We start from the raw sequence: 14,242 nt of genomic DNA, 5'->3' as shown, positions 1-14,242 counted from the left end.
TAATGAGTTTAAAAGTATTAGCTTTAGATGCCGCTACAGAAGCTTTGTCGGTTGCTATTTCAGCTGAAACTGAGCAACAAATTGTGAGCCATTTTGAAGTTTGCCCTCAAGAGCATAGTCAGAAAATTTTACCTTTAATAGCGTCATTATTAGAAAAAGACAATACAAAATTAAAAGCGCTTGATGTCATTGCATTTGGTCGCGGGCCAGGGAGTTTCACGGGTGTTAGGATCAGTGTTGCAATAACACAGGGATTAGCTTTTTCTGCTAATATTCCTGTAATTGGAATTTCTACTCTACAAATTATGGCGCAGCAGGCAATTAAAGAAACGGGTGCCGTTGATGTTTATGCCGCAATAGATGCAAGAATGTCGGAAGTTTATTTTGCGCATTATCGCGCTGATAATAACGGCATTGCTCAGTTAGTTAATAAAGAAATAGTAATTAAACCTGAATTACTAGAGCTTGGCGATTTAAATGTTGTTGCGGTTGGCACCGGATTTGAAACTTACCCCCAATTGCATCAAAGTGATAATATACAATTTATATCTAAAATTACTTTACCAAATGCTAAATTTATGTTGCCAATTGCAGAGAGTTTATATAAAAAAGGTGATACAGTTACTGCAGCGCAGGCTCAACCCGTTTATGTTCGTGATACAGTGACTTGGAAAAAACTACCGGGTAAAGAATAAGTATTTTATACTCATTGTTAAATTGAAGGAGTTTAATGTTTAAATGTCACTATTGATTGGCGCACAGTTGGGCTTTGATGCTATTACATATTCAAAGCCCAAGCAATTAGTTAAAACACCCTCCTTTGATTTACAGTCAAGTAAGTTAGAACAAGCTGTAAGTGTTCAACATTATCCAAAAAATACAAGAGATGCTTTCGAATTTAAGAATAGTCCCGATGCCATTTATAAGTTTGAGAAAAATTTAGAGAAAGAGTCGGGCAGTACAATTTACGATCAACCAAACCATAAGTCGAGTATTGCCATCGCGGCATATACATCATTGGCTCACCAAAACCGTAGAAGTGAAGTCCAAGATTTAATTGGTATTGATGTATTTGCTTAGCGTAAGCATTTTCAACAATTGAATATGACTGTAATTATTAAACTTCAGCGTTTAAATCTAAAGCATTGATCAATATTCTCAAAGAACGATAAGTCATATATCCAAAATATAGTATTGGTAATAACAAAAATAACAGGATCAGGTTAACGGGAAGTGTAAAATCAAACTTTGTTGATAACATTGTCATGCCAGCTAAACTACCAACAAAATAAGTTGTCACTAAGGTACTAAAGCAGTATAAGTAAAACTCTTGCAACTTAGTTTTTTTTGTTTTTTTTACATCCATGTGAATTTTCCTTTATTTGGGACTTAAGTAAGTTTAGCTTAGGATTTTTTTACATCAAGATGTAATTTCAGTTTTTGTCCTGGTTGTAGGTATTTTTTTCGATTAATGCTGTTCCATTTTATAATATCACTTATAGAAATATTAAATTTATCAGCTATTCGTGCAAGAGAGTCTCCACTTCGTACTTTATAGGTTATTGTTCTATTGGCCGACGAAACAACCTTGATAGCATTAACTTTTTTATAAACTAGTAGTTTTTGTCCTGGCTTTATCATTGCGCTTGTTTTTAATTTATTCCAATTACTAAGTTGTTGGATTGTTACTCCGTGCGCATGGCTTATATCCCAAAGCGTATCCCCTTTTTTAACGATATAAGATGACTTTTTACCTTTAGGTGAACTGGTCTTAGTTGCAAACTTCATCTGTTTTGACAGATGCTTATTATCAATTTGGCCATTACTTAATGGTACAAATAAATGCTGACCAAGTTTGATCATATTAGAACTTAGTTTATTTAAAGTTTTAATAGAGTCAGTACTTGTTTTAAATTTGTTTGCGATTACAGATAAACTATCGCCTTTTTGTACTTGATAACGTTGCCACCGGATCCTATCTTCTACTTTTGTTTTAGCCAGTTTTTTAGAAAAAGCCGCAATTTTATCAATGGGCAATAATAAGTTATGAGGGCCATCTGGATCGGTTGCCCATCGATTAAATGCTGGATTTAAACGATAGAGTTCCGTAATGTTAATCTCTGCCATTTGTGCTGCTAATGCCAAATCTATTTGTGTGCCAACATCAACAACATCAATTACTTGTGCATTTATTATTTTTTTCCATGTAACGTTAAATTCTTTTTGATTTTTTAATAAGTCAGCCAATGCAAGTAGTTTTGGTACATAAGCTGTGGTTTCAGCTGGTAGGTCAAGAGACCAAAAATCGGTTGGTAGGTGTTTTTTACGGTTTTTCTTTATTGCACGTAACACTCGCCCTTCACCTGAGTTATATGCAGCTATCGCGTTTAGCCAATCACCTTCAAGCGTTTTGTGTAAATATGATAAATAGTCCAGTGCAGCGCGGGTTGATTGTACAATATCGCGACGTCCATCATACCACCAGTTTTGTTTTAAATCGAAACGTTCTCCTGTAACTGGCATAAATTGCCAAATACCAGAAGCGCTGCGGTGTGAGAAACCAAAAGGGTCAAATGCACTTTCTACTATGGGCAGTAATGCAAGTTCTATCGGCATTTTTCTTTTCTCTACTTCTTCTACTATGTAGTAAAGGTAGGGGGCACCACGTGTTGATATTCGATTTAAATACTTTTGATGTTTTGCATAATAATTACGCTCAGTGACCACAGCACGATTTTGAGGTACGGGAATAGACAGTTGATAATTAATTCTTTCCCATACATCATCAAATATAGGTACTTCTTCAACAGGCTCGCTTTGATTGCCTTGTAAAGCTAGAATAGTTAGGGCATCAACAACATCATTGGGTTGAGCCGTTTGGTGTCCTGCAGGTTGTTGGGCCTGTGTTAACGGAGTGTCTTCAGTTATTGTTAACTGACAACCAGCTAACAATAATGTTGTAAAAAAAATTATGTGAGATTTATTCATTATTATATTTAGTATTTATCTATCAAAGTAACAAAACAGTGTGATATTACCTTTTAAAGACTTTTGCCTCAAGTAGCATAGATATATGATAAATTTTTTAAAATAGTAAGTATTTAATCTATATTGTATATTTGAATGTAAGTAAGTGATTATATGTTAAAAATTATCTTTATATTGACGCAAGCTGGTAAATGAAGATTCAGGTTTATTATTTGTATTCTTAAATTCATTGGGAATAACAAACTGATTATCTGGATTTAAACTTCTTAAAAAGGGGTTTATTTTAAATTCTACACATAAACTTGTTGGTATCGTATTAATGTCATTATTTCGTTTGTGGATCACTTCTTTAAGATATTGCGTCAAATTTACGTTATTAGGTTCTACTGTTTTTGCGAAGGTTAAATTATCTAATGTATATTCGTGAGTACAATATATTTTACATGTGGCAGGTAATGTCGATATTTTTTGTAAAGATTGAAACATTTGTGTAGGGGTTCCTTCAAACAATCTTCCACATCCTGCGCTAAAAAGCGTATCTCCGCAAAATAAGATGTCATCAGTATAATAACAAATATGATCTAATGTATGGCCAGGTGTTTCTGTAATATTAAACATATGACCTAATATGTTTAGGTTATCGCCTTGTATTAATTTTACATCAGTTCCTTTAAAAGGGCTGTTTTTAGGCCCGTAAACAATGGCATCAGGATAGATTTGTTTTAATTTTTCAACGCCATTTGTATGGTCCCAGTGATGATGTGTTATTAAAATTCCTTTGAGCTGTAATGCATGCTGTTTGATATACGCAATAACGGGTTCTGCCTGACCTGGATCAACAACAAAAAGTGATTGCTCTGATGTCTTAGTTATAGCCCAAATGAAGTTATCTGAATATGCGTGAATTGGTTCAATATTTAACATGACTTATTACTTTTCATTGAGTAATGCTTTAATTATATTAATATATCAGATTATGTAGATTAAAAACCATAGGGGATCTCTAATTGAAACCAGCACTGAGTTTTCAATATGCACCAAAACCGCAAAGTTGGCAGGAGTTTCCTCACGGAGATCATTTACAAAATGAAATAGAACAAAAAATTTCAAAATGGTTACCTCGTATTTTTGGCTATCATTTTTTAAAACTGGGCGACTTAAGTGGTCAGCTTGATACTCAAGCATGCTGTATTAAACATCAGATCTGTGTTGCACCTGAATGTAATCGCGCGGGAGTATTGGCTGAAATTGATGAATTACCTTTTGCTGAACATTCAGTTGATGGGTGTTTATTAAGTCATTGTTTAGAATACTATAGTGACCCACATCATATTTTAAGAGAAACACAAAGGGTTCTATTGCCTGGAGGATATATTATCTTGACCGGTTTTAATCCTTTTAGCTTTTGTGGTTTAGCAAGGTTACTTCCATTTAGTAGGCAAAAATTGCCGTGGAGTGGTCGTTTTTTTACACCTGCAAGGGTTAAAGATTGGTTAAATTTACTGGGCTTTGAAATAATAAATGATGAAAAATTTATATATTCATCACTCGCTAGAGGGAGCAGGTTATCACGATTTGAGCCTTGGAAAGATTTTTGCCAGCAATATTTCAAACCTATTGGCAGTGTTTATATGATAGTTGCACGCAAACGTGTTTCACCATTGACCCCAATAAAACCTAAATGGCATGCCAGGCCACCACAATTTGCTCCTGCGGTAAAAGGAGTGGGTATGAGAGAGTCAATTAAAAATGGCTTGAAGTAAATACCAAGCCATTTTGGCAAGCTGTTAGTTAGGGTTACTGAATTATATTGATAAGTTGTTTCGCGATGTCAGTATTATTCATGCTGCCGTGAAATAACTTAGAACCTTGGCCATACGCAAAAATTTGCACATCAACGGCTGTATGTCCATCTGTAGTCCAACCTGTATAGCTTAAATCATTTATTATTTTCTTAACGGCTAAAAATAAGGCTTCTTTATTTTTAGCTTTGGCAATATTAAGTGCTTTTAAATTTTCGACTGTTAGTTTTATTTTTGAATGATTTTTCCATATAGATTCAAGATTTGAAGACTCAAAAAGGTTATCACTGAGTTGCTTTGCGCTTACATTTAAATCTTTGATTATTTGAGTTTCCCATTTGTATAACCCATTTGCCCCAAGAGTAAGTCCGCCAGTAGAATGATCCGCTGTTACAACGAGTAGGGTATCTGGATGCTTATCTACATATTTTTTGGCAATTGATATTGAATTTGCAAAGTCATTCATTTCGGCCATGGCGCATGAAATATCATTATTATGCCCACACCAATCTATTTGGCTTCCTTCTATCATGATGAAAAAGCCATTCCTTGAGTTGTTTTCTAATAAAGAAAAAGCTTTTGTTGTCATTTTTTCTAAATGTTTGGTCTTTGAGTCTATTACATATGGCAAACCTATTTTAGCAAACAACCCAATCGCTGGAAGCTGAGTAATCAAATCTAAATCTTTAAGAGATTCTGTATACTGGTAACCACTTTTAATAAATTCATTTATTAAATTTCTATCGCTTCGTTTAAAATAATCTGTACCACCTCCAAAAAGTAAGTCTACAGGTAATTTGCCATTTATTTTATTATCAATGTAATCATCAGCTATTTCATTATAATTTCGACGGTATTCATTATGTGAAGCAAAACTTGCTGGTGTTGCATGATTTATTTGAGAAGTTGCGATTAATGCAGTAATCATGTTTTTTTCTTTGGCTATTTCTAGCATCGTTTTTGTTGGTGATTTATCATTATCAACAGCAATGGCACCATTATAAGTTTTATGACCACTACTGAGTGCTGTTGCTCCTGCTGCACTATCTGTCACATAAGTATCATCATCTGGATAAGTACGAGACATGCCAGTTAAAATTGTATCAAAAACTGTTGACTCAATTTCTTTTGTTTGTAAATTATCATTAAAATAGCGAAATGCTGTGGTATAAGCAGGACCCATCCCATCGCCTATCATAAATATGATGTTTTTAGGGGGAGTTGAAATAGTCTCTGTTTGTGCGAAGGCACAATGGGATAAAAGGGCAAATGTCATTGAAATTAGAGTTTTTTTCATTTTTTTGATCAAAATATATTTATATAGTTATTAAATACCAGAAATAAATGCGCAATGGTACTGTGTTGCGATAAAATATATTGTTTATTATAACTTTAAAGAGAATTTCTCATGGTTCCAAATAAAAATAATGCTTTAAGAGATGTCTCTATTAAAACATCAGGACCTAGATTAGCAGGTATTCAAAACTATGATTCTGACGAAGGTAAATTAAAAAAGAATATTGTTGCTTTTCATGGTTGGCAAGATAATTGTGCAAGCTTTTTAAACTTAATCACATTAATGGAAGAATATAATTGGTTAGCGTTTGATTTTCCAGGTCATGGATTATCTGAGTGGCGAAGTAATGATTGTCATTATTATTTTGTTGATTATATTGATGATATTTACCAAGTGATCACTACTCAATATGATGAGCCTGTGCACATAGTAGGCCACTCTATGGGCGCAATGGCCGCAAGTTTATTTTCGGCTTGTTTTCCTGAACTTGTTTTATCTGTCACATTAATAGAAGGAATTGGGCTGATATCCACTCATGAAAATGAAGTTGTTCAACAACTTAGAAATGCTATTTTACATCGTAAAAAAAACACGAAAAATATAAAACAAAACAATGCTAAATATTATCAAAACTTTGATACTTTGGTTAAAGCGAGAATGGCTGTGAGTGACCTAAATTACGAAGAATGTAAATTATTAATGAAAAGAAATGCAACCGTCACTGAGCAAGGTGTAAAATTAACAATTGATCCAAAATTAAAACAACATTCTGGTTTTCGTTTTAATGAAGCGCAAATTGTGACTGTCTGTAAGAATATCAAGTCACCAGTTTTAGTTGTATTGGGTAAAACGGGAATGAAACAAATAAAACAAGCCGTGGATATTTATGCTCATCATTACAGGAACTTAAAAATTAGAGAAGTTGCTGGTGGCCATCATTGTCATATACAAAATCCTCAAGAAGTTGCAAAATTATTATCGTCTTTTATTGCATAATTAATGAAATATTTAGCTGATATTTGTAACTTTATTTTAAATGTGTGATGATAAGCGTTCGGTTAGAGTAAATACTCAGTTGTTAAATAACCTTAGTTGAATTAAAGTTTAAGATAATACCTAATAAATATAGCGATTTAATAGAATTTAATTCTTTGCTATTCATAAAAATAAATATAAAAACAGGAGAAACAAGTGGAAAAAATCTGGCTAAAAAGGTATCCAGAAGGCATGCCTGAAGAAATAGATCCAAATCACTATGACTCACTGCTTGAAGTGTTCGAAAAAAGTTTTTCTGATTATTCTGAATTGCCTGCATTTTCAAATATGGGAAATCAATTAACTTATAAAGAAATTGATATTGCCACCAAAAAATTTGCCTCTTATCTACAAAATAATTTAGGTCTTAAAAAAGGCGACAAAGTTGCAGTTATGATGCCTAACTTGTTGCAAACGCCAATTACTATTTTAGGCGTATTAAGGGCTGGTTGCGTTGTTGTAAATGTAAACCCTTTATATACAGTTCGAGAGTTAGCACATCAGCTAAAAGATTCAGAAACTAAAACAATTATATTATTACAAAATTTTGCCCGCACATTAGAACAAGCACTGCCACAAACAGATATAAACAATATTGTATTGACTCAAGTAGGTGATTTATCTGGCGGCTTAAAAAAACATATTGTTAATTTTGTTGTAAAACGTGTCAAAAAAATGGTACCAGCATTTAATTTGCCAAATACTATCGCATTTAATGATGTTCTTTCACAAGGTAAAGAGCATGATTATAAAAGACCACATTTATTACATGATGACTTGGCTTTTTTACAATATACGGGAGGTACAACAGGTGTCTCTAAAGGTGCAATGCTAACCCATGGTAATATGGTTTCTAACCTAGAACAAGTGTCAGGTTGCCTGGATAAAATACTTGTAAAAGGTAAGGAAGTTGTTGTTACTGCATTGCCGCTTTATCATATTTTTGCGTTAACGGCTAACTGTCTAACTTTTATGAAGTATGGTGGGTTAAATTTATTGATCACTAACCCCCGTGATATGAAAGCTTTTGTTAAAGATTTATCAAATAATAAATTTACAGCGATTACAGGAGTGAATACATTGTTTAATGGTTTACTCAATACGCCTGGATTTAATGAATTAGATTTTAGTTCTTTGAAGTTTTCTCTTGGTGGCGGTATGGCTGTTCAACGTCCAGTAGCAGAACGCTGGCAAAAAATAACGAATAGTAAACTAATGGAGGGTTACGGCTTAACAGAGTGTGCACCTTTAGTCACCATTAGTCCCTATGATTTAGATGGCTATAACGGTTCAATCGGTTTACCTGCGCCAAGTACTTTATTACGAATCGTTGGAGAAGATGGTCAGGACATGCCTGTTGGTGAGTCTGGAGAGTTATGGGTTAAAGGACCTCAGGTTATGAAAGGTTACTATAATCGAAAAGATGAAACTCAAAACTGCATGAGTGATGGATGGTTTGCAACAGGAGATGTTGCAAAATGTGATGAAGAAGGTTTCTTTTTTATTGTTGACCGTAAAAAAGATATGATAATTGTTTCTGGCTTTAATGTATTTCCTAATGAAGTTGAAGAAGTAGTCGCTATGCATGAGGGTATATTAGAAGTGGCCGCCGTTGGTGTACCACATGATGTTAGTGGTGAGCAAGTTAAAATATTTGTTGTTAAAAAAGACCCATTGTTAACAGAAAAAGATATAATAAACCATTGCCGTAAAAATTTAACAAATTATAAGGTGCCTAAATTTGTAGAGTTCAAAGATGAACTACCAAAAACAAATGTAGGAAAAATCTTACGGAGAGCTCTTAAAGAAGCCAGTTAATTTTTATTTTTATAAAACCGGCTATGCCGGTTTTTTTATATCAAAATATCAGGATACGCACTTGCATTCTCTATGCTTAGAAAATGAGTATATAAAAACTCAAGAACAATTAGATGCTTATATTCAGTTAATCAAAGAAAGTCCTATTCTAGCGATTGATACAGAATTTATGCGCAGACGAACTTTATATCCAGAACTCGCTTTGATCCAAGTGTTTGACGGTAAACACTTGGCTTTGATTGACCCTTGTTGTGAATTAGACCTGACTCAATTTTGGAATATCCTTAAAGACACATCGATACTTAAAGTTTTACATTCCCCCTCTGAAGATTTAGAAGTCTTTATGAAACACGGTGATTGCATTCCTGCACCTTTATTTGATACGCAGTTTGCAATGACGTTATTGGGCTTTGGGAATAGTGTCGGTTTTGCCATGATGGTTAATAAATTATTATGCCAAGAAATAGATAAAAGCGAATCAAGAACAAACTGGTTGCAAAGACCACTTACACAAAAACAACTAGATTACGCTGCGGGTGATGTGATCTTTTTATTGCCTTGTTTTGAAATTGTTAAAAAACTTATCGATGAAAAAGAATGGTTAGATATAGTGTTAAGTGAAAGTGCTTTAATGGCAAAAAAACGCCAATATCAGATCCCCGATGAGAATTTATATTTAGAAATTAAAAATGCATGGCAACTTAATTCATCAGATTTAGGGGTGTTGAAAAAACTAGCAATCTGGCGTCGTGAAAAAGCAAAAATGAAAAACTTGGCTTTAGGTTTTATTCTTAAAGAACATAATATGATTGAAATCGCAAAATATAAGCCAAATAGTTTAACTGCCTTAAGAAAACTGCCAGGCATAGAAGCAATGGAAGTTAATAAATCTGGTAAAGAAATTTTAGCATGTATTAGTGATGCTGGTTCTTTATTACCCGAACAAAATCCTGAAAAAATTATCCGTTTAGTTGATTTCCCCAGTTATAAAAATGAGGTTAAATTACTAAAGCAAAAAATTGACGGTATAGCAAAATTAAATGACATTCCTATTGAAGCACTTTCAAGTAAAAAGCAGATAAATCAACTGATAAGCTGGAGCTGGAAATATGAAAAAGATCAGAAAAAGAACAAGCTGATACCTGATTTATTAAGCTGTTGGCGGTATAAACTATTAAAAGGAAAAATAAAAGAATGGGAATAAACTTGTTACTTTAAAATAATTAAAAGGGCTTAGTTTAAGCCCTTTTCAAACAAAGTATTATTTTTCGTCAGGCAATGTTACATTTAATTCTAATACTGCCAAATCATCTTCGTTTTGTTCAAGTTGAACAGAGACTTGATCGGATGAAATTTCCACATACTTTCGAATTACTTCTAAAATATCTTGTTTTAACTGTGGAAGGTAGTCAGGTGTACCACGTTGAGACCTTTCATGGGCAACTATTATTTGTAAGCGCTCTTTTGCCAATGATGCAGTTTTTGTTTTTGGTGAGCGAAAATAGCTAAGTAATGACATGTTAACCTCCGAAAATCCGTTTAAGAATACCTTTTTTACGTACCTGTAAAAAACGATAATCAATTTCTTCTCCTAATAGCCTATCAATGGTATCTTGATAAGCTTTTCCTGCGTCAGAGTCTATATCTAAAATAACAGGCTGACCAGAATTAGAAGCACTTAATACTGATGGTGATTCAGGGATCACACCTAATAAATCTATGGCAAGAATATCTTGAACATCCTCAACAGACAGCATTTCTCCCTTTTCAACACGTTCAGGGTTGTATCTGGTTAATAAGAGATGTTCTTTTACACCGTCTAAACCTTCTTCTGCACGTTTAGATTTACTATGTAAAATACCTAAAATACGGTCTGAATCACGTACTGATGATACTTCAGGGTTTGTTGTTACGATTGCTTCATCAGCAAAGTAAAGTGCCATCATAGCACCAGCTTCTATACCAGCTGGGGAGTCACAAATTATAAAGTCAAACTCTTGTTTCAACTCATTTAAAACACGTTCAACACCTTCTTTGGTTAAAGCGTCTTTATCACGTGTTTGAGATGCAGGCAAAATAAATAGTTTTTCGACTCTTTTATCTTTTATTAAAGCTTGATTCAGGTTTGATTCGCCATTAATGACATTAACAAAGTCATATACAACTCGTCGTTCACAACCCATAATTAAATCAAGATTTCTCAGACCAATATCAAAATCAACAATGACGGTTTTATAGCCTTTTACCGCTAAACCTGTTCCAATAGCTGCGCTTGATGTTGTTTTACCAACACCGCCTTTTCCTGATGTAACAACGATCACTTTTGCCATGATAATTATCCTTTAACCAATGCTGTAATTTCTAATGAATCATCTTTGTATTGAATTGCGGCTGCTTGGCCCCATAAATCACCTTGCAGTGAGTCGCTGATCCAATAATTACCATCAATAGAAACTAATTCAGCTTCTAGTTTTTGGCAAAAAATTTGTGCTTGAATATTACCTTTTGCACCAGCGATAGCACGACCACGAAGCGCTCCATAAATATGTATATTGCCATCGGCAATTACCTCTGCACCATGACTTACGGCACCAAGTACAATTATATCACGATCTTTTGCATATACTTGTTGCCCTGATCTTACTGTACCTTGAATAACTTGCGCGGGTAAATATACTTCTTTTTCTATTATTGAAGTATTTAATGCTGAGTTTGCTACTTTTGCTACCTTAGGTTTGACGTCTTGAGAATAATTTAAAACAGATAACATATTCTCTTTTGCAGAGGCGTTTTGAGTGTCACTTCCATTACAAACACCAACAGGGTTTAATTGCAATGCAACTAGTACTTGCTTTAGCTCTGCAAAATTGACTTTTTGATCTGAAATAAATTTCAGATTGATCACTATAGGTGCACCGTAAAAAAACTTTGGTGCCTGAGATATTTTTTCGTCTAGCTGTTTACTTAATTCTTGTATGTCGTTTTTATACAAGTTTAAAACAGATAATGTGAAAAGATTCCCTTTAAGTTCAAAAATTTGTTCTGACATAGGCGTTTTATAATTATTCTTTATCGGCGTTTTGAGTGCAAAATGCCTCACTTTCTTGTTCTGTCATGGTATAGTGTGCGTCACTGTTAAGCAAGTTCTAAAGGCACCAAATGTTATCTGCTATCTATAAAAGTAGCCGCAAAGCTGATACCTATCTTTTTGTTGAAAAAAGAGATGATTTTACTAAAGTACCACAGGCATTATTAGATACCTTTTCAAAACCTGTTTTTGTCATGATAATAAACCTAGCCACTAGAGATACGTTAGCAGGATCTGATATTGAAAAAGTAAAACACAGCTTAGCTGAGCAAGGGTATTACCTTCAGTTACCGCCTCCAGTAGAAAACATGCTAGAAACTTTTAGAAATGAAAATGGGGCAAATAATTTAAGTAACTAATCATTAAGTTGATGGGTTATATTGATTATATTTAATATGAATAAAGATATATTAGCACCTAATTTTTGGCAGAATAAATCATTAGAACAAATGAATAACGCTGAATGGGAAGCGATTTGTGATGGTTGTGGTAAATGTTGCTTAAATAGTTTCATTGATAGTGATATTGAAGACGATTTTGAACCTACGGACTCTTTAAGAGAGGGGGAGGAGCTCATTTATACAAATATTGTTTGTCAATATTTAGATACACAATCTTGTTATTGCACTGAATACGAAAAACGCACTCAATTTGTGCCTTCATGTGTTCAACTCACAAAAGAAAATGTCAGAGATATCTTTTTTATGCCTCAAAGCTGTAGCTATCGACGTTTATATGAAGGCAGAGGGCTTGCAAGTTGGCATCCATTATTAAACAAAGGTTCTAAGCAATCAATGCATGATGCTGATATTAGCGTAGTCGGTAAAGTTGTAAAAGATAATGAAGTTAATTTAGAAGAATTTGAAAATTACATTGCGCAGTGGCCATTGCACGATTGTGATTAATTATTTTTGTTATCAAATATTAAAAAAGAAGAGATTAGAATGAAAAAAGATGGATTCGCTTGTTTAGGTTTGTTTAACCCTAAAAGCCCAAGCAACGTTGGCGCAGTAATGAGAGCTGCAGGTTGTTATGGAGCCAATTCAGTATTTTATACTGGAAATAGATACGAGCATGCAAAAAAGTTTGTTACTGATACAAAAAAAGTACATCAAGATATACCTTTAATTGCTGCGGATGATTTAAAATCTATTATTCCATTAGGTGCAACGCCTGTCGCTATAGAGTTAATAGAAGGTGCTAAACCGCTTACAACTTATACTCACCCTAAAAGTGCTTTTTATATTTTTGGCCCTGAAGATGGGTCGCTTAATAAAGATGTTCTATCTTGGTGTGAAGATGTTATATACATCCCTACCCAGGGGTGTATGAATTTAGCTGCGACCGTCAACGTTGTTTTATACGATAGATTGGCTAAGTCAGCTAATATAAAATTAGGCGATGACGTCATTAGAAATAGCCGTGATAATAATAATAAAGTTAAAATTTAGTATTTCACTTTATTTTTATAAAGTGAATATTCGATAACTAAAAGGAGTTTAACCATGTTTATACGAAGTTATATTTTATGTATAGCGTTATTTCTGTGCATAGCGTGTGGTGGCGGTGGAAGTTCTGACACGCCAGCCCCAACATTAAAAACTCACCTAATAGGCAATGGGTTCTACACCGAGCAAAGTAATGCTAGCCAAGCTTTATATGTATCAGGACAATCTGCTTTTGCTTATTCGCGGTTACGAAACGGAACTACACTGTCAAAAGTATTAACATTTACCGCGAATGGTTCAGTTATTGGAACTCACTTTGATACTGCTGAACAAAAATGGGTTGAAGTACAGGGTAACTTTAAAGAAGATGTTTATAGTTATCAGTGTAAAAATATATCAGATGCCGGAAATACCTGTATAAATGCTTTAAAATCGGTTAATTATAAAAAAGACTCTGGTCGTGTAGCAAAACGTCCAAGTAATGATGATGTTAACAAAACATATCAGGCCAATAACTGGATCATACAGCTTTCAGGTGAGAGTGAGCAGTTTCAAATAATTGTTGATAATGGAAATTCTTTATCATTTGAGTTTATCGCAACATCAACAAGTTGGGGAGGGTATAAGTTAGCCTCAGACACAGGCAATGAACAAGCGCTTATTGCATTTTATCAAGTTGGAAATTTAAGCTATTTTGATTTGCTCATTTCAAATAATGCAGAAAATATAAATATTTCCAATATCCCATTTTAGTATCAGGCATAAA

Annotated in this window: 17 protein-coding genes; 10 read left to right on the top strand and 7 right to left on the bottom strand. The window is 33.9% G+C overall.

Going from position 1 to position 14,242, the window contains the following annotated elements:
* Positions 1-2: 2 nt before the first annotated feature.
* On the top strand, positions 3-695 hold the full coding sequence (gene tsaB, locus BM088_RS05050; protein WP_091980932.1) for a tRNA (adenosine(37)-N6)-threonylcarbamoyltransferase complex dimerization subunit type 1 TsaB: 693 nt from the start codon (positions 3-5) through the stop codon (positions 693-695).
* 43 nt (positions 696-738) lie between these two features.
* Entirely contained in the window at positions 739-1,080 is a 342-nt protein-coding gene (locus tag BM088_RS05045; RefSeq protein WP_091980929.1) for a hypothetical protein, read from the top strand.
* A 37-nt stretch (positions 1,081-1,117) separates the two neighbouring features.
* Here BM088_RS05045 and BM088_RS05040 read toward each other — a convergent pair whose 3' ends face one another.
* From BM088_RS05040 to gloB, 3 genes are all read right to left on the bottom strand, one after another.
* Positions 1,118-1,366, bottom strand: coding sequence for a hypothetical protein (locus BM088_RS05040; protein WP_091980925.1), 249 nt, complete (start codon positions 1,364-1,366; stop codon positions 1,118-1,120).
* 38 nt (positions 1,367-1,404) lie between these two features.
* Positions 1,405-2,988, bottom strand: a complete 1,584-nt coding sequence (locus BM088_RS05035) for a lytic transglycosylase (protein WP_091980922.1) — start codon at positions 2,986-2,988, stop codon at positions 1,405-1,407.
* 156 nt (positions 2,989-3,144) lie between these two features.
* Positions 3,145-3,912 carry a hydroxyacylglutathione hydrolase gene (gene gloB / locus BM088_RS05030; RefSeq protein WP_091980919.1) on the bottom strand — a complete coding sequence of 256 codons (768 nt, stop codon included), beginning with the start codon at positions 3,910-3,912 and terminating at the stop codon, positions 3,145-3,147.
* Positions 3,913-3,995: 83 nt separating this feature from the next.
* Here gloB and BM088_RS05025 point away from each other — a divergent pair, with 83 nt between their 5' ends.
* On the top strand, positions 3,996-4,751 hold the full coding sequence (locus tag BM088_RS05025; protein WP_091980915.1) for a class I SAM-dependent methyltransferase: 756 nt from the start codon (positions 3,996-3,998) through the stop codon (positions 4,749-4,751).
* Positions 4,752-4,785: 34 nt separating this feature from the next.
* On the opposite strand, the gene BM088_RS05020 is transcribed toward BM088_RS05025, so the two are convergent.
* Positions 4,786-6,087 carry an alkaline phosphatase gene (locus BM088_RS05020; RefSeq protein WP_425439276.1) on the bottom strand — a complete coding sequence of 434 codons (1,302 nt, stop codon included), beginning with the start codon at positions 6,085-6,087 and terminating at the stop codon, positions 4,786-4,788.
* A gap of 111 nt (positions 6,088-6,198) precedes the next feature.
* On the opposite strand from BM088_RS05020, the gene BM088_RS05015 reads away from it, so the two are divergent.
* The 3 genes from BM088_RS05015 to rnd all read left to right on the top strand — a co-directional run bounded on the left by BM088_RS05015 (position 6,199) and on the right by rnd (position 10,144).
* Positions 6,199-7,083 (top strand): alpha/beta fold hydrolase, encoded by an 885-nt coding sequence (locus BM088_RS05015; protein WP_091980911.1) that lies wholly within the window; start codon positions 6,199-6,201, stop codon positions 7,081-7,083.
* A 195-nt stretch (positions 7,084-7,278) separates the two neighbouring features.
* Positions 7,279-8,940 (top strand): AMP-binding protein, encoded by a 1,662-nt coding sequence (locus BM088_RS05010; protein WP_091980907.1) that lies wholly within the window; start codon positions 7,279-7,281, stop codon positions 8,938-8,940.
* Between the two features lie 61 nt (positions 8,941-9,001).
* Positions 9,002-10,144 (top strand): ribonuclease D, encoded by a 1,143-nt coding sequence (gene rnd / locus BM088_RS05005; RefSeq protein WP_091980903.1) that lies wholly within the window; start codon positions 9,002-9,004, stop codon positions 10,142-10,144.
* Positions 10,145-10,201: 57 nt separating this feature from the next.
* On the opposite strand, the gene minE is transcribed toward rnd, so the two are convergent.
* The 3 genes from minE to minC are packed head-to-tail and all read right to left on the bottom strand — an operon-like array spanning position 10,202 to position 11,989.
* Entirely contained in the window at positions 10,202-10,459 is a 258-nt protein-coding gene (gene minE / locus BM088_RS05000; protein ID WP_091980898.1) for a cell division topological specificity factor MinE, read from the bottom strand.
* Position 10,460: 1 nt separating this feature from the next.
* Positions 10,461-11,270: a septum site-determining protein MinD gene (minD, locus tag BM088_RS04995; RefSeq protein ID WP_091980894.1), complete on the bottom strand. Its 810-nt coding sequence runs from the start codon at positions 11,268-11,270 to the stop codon at positions 10,461-10,463.
* Positions 11,271-11,275: 5 nt separating this feature from the next.
* Positions 11,276-11,989, bottom strand: coding sequence for a septum site-determining protein MinC (gene minC / locus BM088_RS04990; RefSeq protein ID WP_091980890.1), 714 nt, complete (start codon positions 11,987-11,989; stop codon positions 11,276-11,278).
* Positions 11,990-12,099: 110 nt separating this feature from the next.
* On the opposite strand from minC, the gene BM088_RS04985 reads away from it, so the two are divergent.
* The 4 genes from BM088_RS04985 to BM088_RS04970 are packed head-to-tail and all read left to right on the top strand — an operon-like array spanning position 12,100 to position 14,229.
* Positions 12,100-12,387: a YcgL domain-containing protein gene (locus BM088_RS04985; RefSeq protein WP_091980887.1), complete on the top strand. Its 288-nt coding sequence runs from the start codon at positions 12,100-12,102 to the stop codon at positions 12,385-12,387.
* A 36-nt stretch (positions 12,388-12,423) separates the two neighbouring features.
* Positions 12,424-12,933 carry a YcgN family cysteine cluster protein gene (locus BM088_RS04980; RefSeq protein WP_091980883.1) on the top strand — a complete coding sequence of 170 codons (510 nt, stop codon included), beginning with the start codon at positions 12,424-12,426 and terminating at the stop codon, positions 12,931-12,933.
* 39 nt (positions 12,934-12,972) lie between these two features.
* Positions 12,973-13,479, top strand: coding sequence for an RNA methyltransferase (locus BM088_RS04975; protein WP_091980880.1), 507 nt, complete (start codon positions 12,973-12,975; stop codon positions 13,477-13,479).
* 54 nt (positions 13,480-13,533) lie between these two features.
* Positions 13,534-14,229, top strand: a complete 696-nt coding sequence (locus BM088_RS04970) for a hypothetical protein (protein ID WP_091980878.1) — start codon at positions 13,534-13,536, stop codon at positions 14,227-14,229.
* Positions 14,230-14,242: the final 13 nt, after the last annotated feature.

The organism is Pseudoalteromonas denitrificans DSM 6059 (assembly GCF_900112265.1).
Taxonomy (GTDB): Bacteria; Pseudomonadota; Gammaproteobacteria; order Enterobacterales; family Alteromonadaceae; genus Pseudoalteromonas; species Pseudoalteromonas denitrificans.
This window is presented reverse-complemented; position numbering and strand designations above follow the sequence as displayed.

What these genes read in the sequence shown, in the direction of transcription:
- BM088_RS05040 (WP_091980925.1), bottom strand. Translation starts at nt 1,366, where the DNA reads ATGGATGTAAAAAAAACAAAAAAAACTAAGTTGCAAGAGTTTTACTTA.
- BM088_RS04970 (WP_091980878.1), top strand. Translation starts at nt 13,534, where the DNA reads ATGTTTATACGAAGTTATATTTTATGTATAGCGTTATTTCTGTGCATA.
- tsaB (WP_091980932.1), top strand. Translation starts at nt 3, where the DNA reads ATGAGTTTAAAAGTATTAGCTTTAGATGCCGCTACAGAAGCTTTGTCG.
- BM088_RS05015 (WP_091980911.1), top strand. Translation starts at nt 6,199, where the DNA reads ATGGTTCCAAATAAAAATAATGCTTTAAGAGATGTCTCTATTAAAACA.
- BM088_RS04980 (WP_091980883.1), top strand. Translation starts at nt 12,424, where the DNA reads ATGAATAAAGATATATTAGCACCTAATTTTTGGCAGAATAAATCATTA.
- BM088_RS05035 (WP_091980922.1), bottom strand. Translation starts at nt 2,988, where the DNA reads ATGAATAAATCTCACATAATTTTTTTTACAACATTATTGTTAGCTGGT.
- BM088_RS04985 (WP_091980887.1), top strand. Translation starts at nt 12,100, where the DNA reads ATGTTATCTGCTATCTATAAAAGTAGCCGCAAAGCTGATACCTATCTT.
- BM088_RS04975 (WP_091980880.1), top strand. Translation starts at nt 12,973, where the DNA reads ATGAAAAAAGATGGATTCGCTTGTTTAGGTTTGTTTAACCCTAAAAGC.
- minD (WP_091980894.1), bottom strand. Translation starts at nt 11,270, where the DNA reads ATGGCAAAAGTGATCGTTGTTACATCAGGAAAAGGCGGTGTTGGTAAA.
- BM088_RS05020 (WP_425439276.1), bottom strand. Translation starts at nt 6,087, where the DNA reads ATGAAAAAAACTCTAATTTCAATGACATTTGCCCTTTTATCCCATTGT.
- minC (WP_091980890.1), bottom strand. Translation starts at nt 11,989, where the DNA reads ATGTCAGAACAAATTTTTGAACTTAAAGGGAATCTTTTCACATTATCT.
- BM088_RS05045 (WP_091980929.1), top strand. Translation starts at nt 739, where the DNA reads ATGTCACTATTGATTGGCGCACAGTTGGGCTTTGATGCTATTACATAT.
- gloB (WP_091980919.1), bottom strand. Translation starts at nt 3,912, where the DNA reads ATGTTAAATATTGAACCAATTCACGCATATTCAGATAACTTCATTTGG.
- minE (WP_091980898.1), bottom strand. Translation starts at nt 10,459, where the DNA reads ATGTCATTACTTAGCTATTTTCGCTCACCAAAAACAAAAACTGCATCA.